Origin of the sequence: Youngiibacter fragilis 232.1, from assembly GCF_000495435.3 — a bacterium.
In the GTDB taxonomy this organism is placed as follows: Bacteria; Bacillota; Clostridia; order Clostridiales; family Clostridiaceae; genus Youngiibacter; species Youngiibacter fragilis.
This window is the reverse complement of the sequence record NZ_AXUN02000049.1, coordinates 1-3390: the sequence shown is the minus strand read 5'-3', so window position 1 is coordinate 3390 and position 3390 is coordinate 1. Positions and strand designations below refer to the sequence as shown.

Annotated in this window: 4 protein-coding genes; all 4 read right to left on the bottom strand. The window is 40.3% G+C overall.

Going from position 1 to position 3390, the window contains the following annotated elements; genetic code table 11:
- Positions 1-168: 168 nt before the first annotated feature.
- Entirely contained in the window at positions 169-978 is an 810-nt protein-coding gene (locus T472_RS03635) for a recombinase family protein (protein ID WP_278279617.1), read from the bottom strand.
- A 239-nt stretch (positions 979-1217) separates the two neighbouring features.
- Complete coding sequence (locus tag T472_RS03630) at positions 1218-1649, bottom strand: hypothetical protein (RefSeq protein ID WP_023388109.1); 432 nt, start codon at positions 1647-1649, stop codon at positions 1218-1220.
- Between the two features lie 11 nt (positions 1650-1660).
- Positions 1661-2728, bottom strand: coding sequence for an RHS repeat-associated core domain-containing protein (locus T472_RS19215; RefSeq protein ID WP_242864758.1), 1068 nt, complete (start codon positions 2726-2728; stop codon positions 1661-1663).
- Positions 2729-3000: 272 nt separating this feature from the next.
- Positions 3001-3279: a hypothetical protein gene (locus T472_RS03620; RefSeq protein ID WP_023863318.1), complete on the bottom strand. Its 279-nt coding sequence runs from the start codon at positions 3277-3279 to the stop codon at positions 3001-3003.
- Between the last annotated feature and the right edge of the window lie 111 nt (positions 3280-3390).

The following is a 3390-nucleotide window of genomic DNA, read 5'->3' as shown; positions in this document are numbered from 1 at the left end:
AAACCTTTCTGGGAACCGGAGTCATGGCGAGGGCAAGGCATAGGAAGAATGATATGGCTTTCTTGAATTTTGTCAAAATCATCACCCTTTTCAAAATTATTGTACAACTAATAACAGTATAAGCTGTCACCTATCACCTAAGCAATATCGGATTTAGGATGCGATTACTTAATCAATTCGAATATCAGTCTCGTCAATCAATGTAACTATTATCGTGTATATATTCAACTTAATACATTCTACTAATTCATAGTAAATTTGATTACCCTCTGCATTCTTGGATTTGTAGACTACCTCAAGAAGATATTTAGCTTGATGCCTGATTAGAGGACTTTCACTCTTCAGATCCTTCTCCCATTTTCTCAGGTATGTTTCCGGATTATACCGGATGTGCTCAAACGCCCTAACCACAGCATCTTTTAGCAATTCTTCATCCACATGTCTGTTTTTACAAAGAACTTTCCCCTTTTCCTCATACTTGTGATTGCACTGCCAAATAACTCGTCGAAGTTTCTTGTTTGTGGAGTTCCAGACCTTCCTTCCAAACAAACCTCCGCACTCTCCGCAGATCACCTTCCCAGAAAAGGGATTGGAATCATTAGAATAATCTAATCTCGTTATTCCATGCTTTTCTGCAAATGCACGTCTCCTCTCCATTTCTAGCTGCACTGCCTCCCACATATCCTTCTCAATTATCCCTGGGTGGCTGTCTTCAACATAGTACATGGGTACCTCACCATTATTCTCCGCACGCTTCTTCGAAAGATAATCAATGGTATAGGTCTTCTGGAGCAGGGCGTCACCTTTGTACTTTTCATTGCTGAGAATCTTTCTTACAGTGCTTTCATACCATTTTGTTTTTCCATTCCAGTTTATTACTCCCTCCCTCTCGAGATCTTTTGCTATCCGGTTAGGCCCCTTGCCATTGAGATAATCTTGGTAGATCCTTCTGACCACCTTGGCTTGATCCTCGTTGATTATTAGGTTACCATTATTATCCTTGTCATATCCTAGGAACTTGGTGGTGTTGATGTGGAGCTTTCCCTGCTCAAATCTGCGCCGGATGCCCCAAGTCGAATTCTCACTAATCGAACGAGACTCGTCTTGTGTTTAGGCAACAAGAAGATACTAATACGCATAATTTGACTAACGCGTATTAGTATCCCTCTTGTCCTAGAGTGTGTAGAGTTATTAAACTTCAAAATGTAAAGCCTGTTTTATTTGCTTAATGCCAAATAAATGCAAAAAATACCTATTGCGATGAAGTAATAGAAGGCTAGCATGCTATATTTTTGCATCTTAATATCCCCTTTCCTCTTCCACATCGCCTTAATTGAATAACCCAACAGAGGAATTATCACCCCGACTACGAGCAAGAAAATCTGGGAAAAATCATCATTAGGATTGAGTGCTTCTCTATAGACCGTAATCCCCCCCACTGTTCCCACTAAGCTAAAAATCGCTGATCGTATTATCTCATCCCAATACCTCTTTTGATAGATGCTCTGTATCGTCTTATATCCCCCCCAAACAGCCATAATGATTGACCCCATCATAAAACCCTCTCCGGGAAAATTAGCGAAGCCTATATACAGTACAATAACCAGAATTGCTTTAATCAGCGTTTTACTTTTTACCATTGTTTTCATCCTTTACTCCTTTAATCCCAGAAAGAACCACCATACGTATTTTTCTTAACATAATTCCCTGCCAATGTAGCGGTAAAAGCAATACCTCCCGCTACAACCCAAGGTAATCCTGGAACTAATACCACGACTATTACAGCTGCTGTTATTGCTGTTGCGTCAATAATAGTTCTCCCGGCTGCTTCACTTGTCCAACCATGCTTATTCACATTATAGGTTGCTGAAAGAGCTACACCTACAAAACTGCTAAGACCAATTTTACCCGTTACAGTCTTCATTAGATCTACAGTTCGACTCGTTGATTCAGCTTTGTAAAATGCATTTGACACACCTGATTGAACAAGCTTATATGTTGATGTCATAGCTTTGGCTACTGCGCCAGCTGCAAATTTATCAAGACCAGCATTCATTAAGGACTGAAATGCAGTTTTTCCCGCATTTGAAATGTTCGTTTTAATTCTGTCCACGGATGTCGGTCTAGCCGGAATAACTAACTCATGAATTATAGTGTAGGTAGTAGTACCTTCTGCTGGTTTAAAACCTGTTGGGTCTTCAAGATTCACGGGATTGTTTTCGCAATATGTGAACATATTATGCGATAACAAATCTCCTATACTTCCGCCTAATCCATCAGCATTGACAAACCTGCCCCACTCCGGATTGTAATACCTAGACTGGAGATAGTAAAGTCCTGTCTCGGTGTCATACCTATACCCCCTGTACCTGTATGGATTCTTAACTCCAATCGTGCTCGCCAGACTTCCCGTTGTGGAGAGAAGCTTTCCCCAGGTGTCGTATGTGTAGCTAACCACAAGATTTCCTGCATTGTCAATAAGCCCTGTGATGTCCCCCTGGGCGTTCCTCACGTAGTAGTATTCCGTTCCGTTCATGTTCATTGAGAAGAGGTTCCCTGAAGCATCATAGCTGTAGTGGATCTTGTCTGAGCCTGTGGTCTCGAAGCTGACTTTGTCTCCAAAGAGTGTGTACTTTGTGGTGACGCCGTTCACTGTCTTCTCTGTCCTTATCCCGTCGGAGTTGTACTTGAAGCTGAGGCTTGTTGAAGCGTTTCTCAAGCTCTTCAACTGCCTGCCATTCTCCCAAGTGTAGGTCCAGCCATCGTATGACAACGGATTTCCTATGGCGTCATAGGTTATTATATATATAACTATTCAGAACTATTTATTCTTAACCACCACTGAATTTGTACTCCCGTAATAATTCGCCGACTTGGAATTATTTGCCATTAATAACCTATGCAGAAAAAATACCGACAACTAGCTGTGCCCCAGTTTAGATGACGCAGCTTGTAAACCGAAAACTCACATGTTATTTGAATATTTTTGAAGTGCAACAATTAATATACTACTTCAAAAACAAATCCTTTGCACTTTCTTAACTTCAAGAAATCTTTAGCCTGCTCATAGGAGTTTTCTGAATACGATAGGTCAATACTATGTTCCAGGAACGGCTGCGTCTTAGTTTCAGTTACAATGAATGAATCAATTCCCAATATGGGCAAGGATGCTTTTTGACAAAGATTAATCAACTCTAGCGCATCCTCATATTCATAAAAATGGATGCCAGCTCGAATAATAGCTTTTGAAATTATTGAAGATTCAATTTCATTATTCATTTAATAAATACATCTCCTTTCAAAAGTTTTATTGTTGCGTCAATAACCCAATTAGAGTCAAAACGATTGCTGATTTGGACAATTTCTTTTGGGCGCTTCGCTGTTTTAAGT

Bases quoted from the DNA above. Each gene is read 5' to 3' on its own strand.
- T472_RS03630 (WP_023388109.1), bottom strand. From the start codon at position 1,649: ATGAAAACAATGGTAAAAAGTAAAACGCTGATTAAAGCAATTCTGGTT.
- T472_RS03620 (WP_023863318.1), bottom strand. From the start codon at position 3,279: ATGAATAATGAAATTGAATCTTCAATAATTTCAAAAGCTATTATTCGA.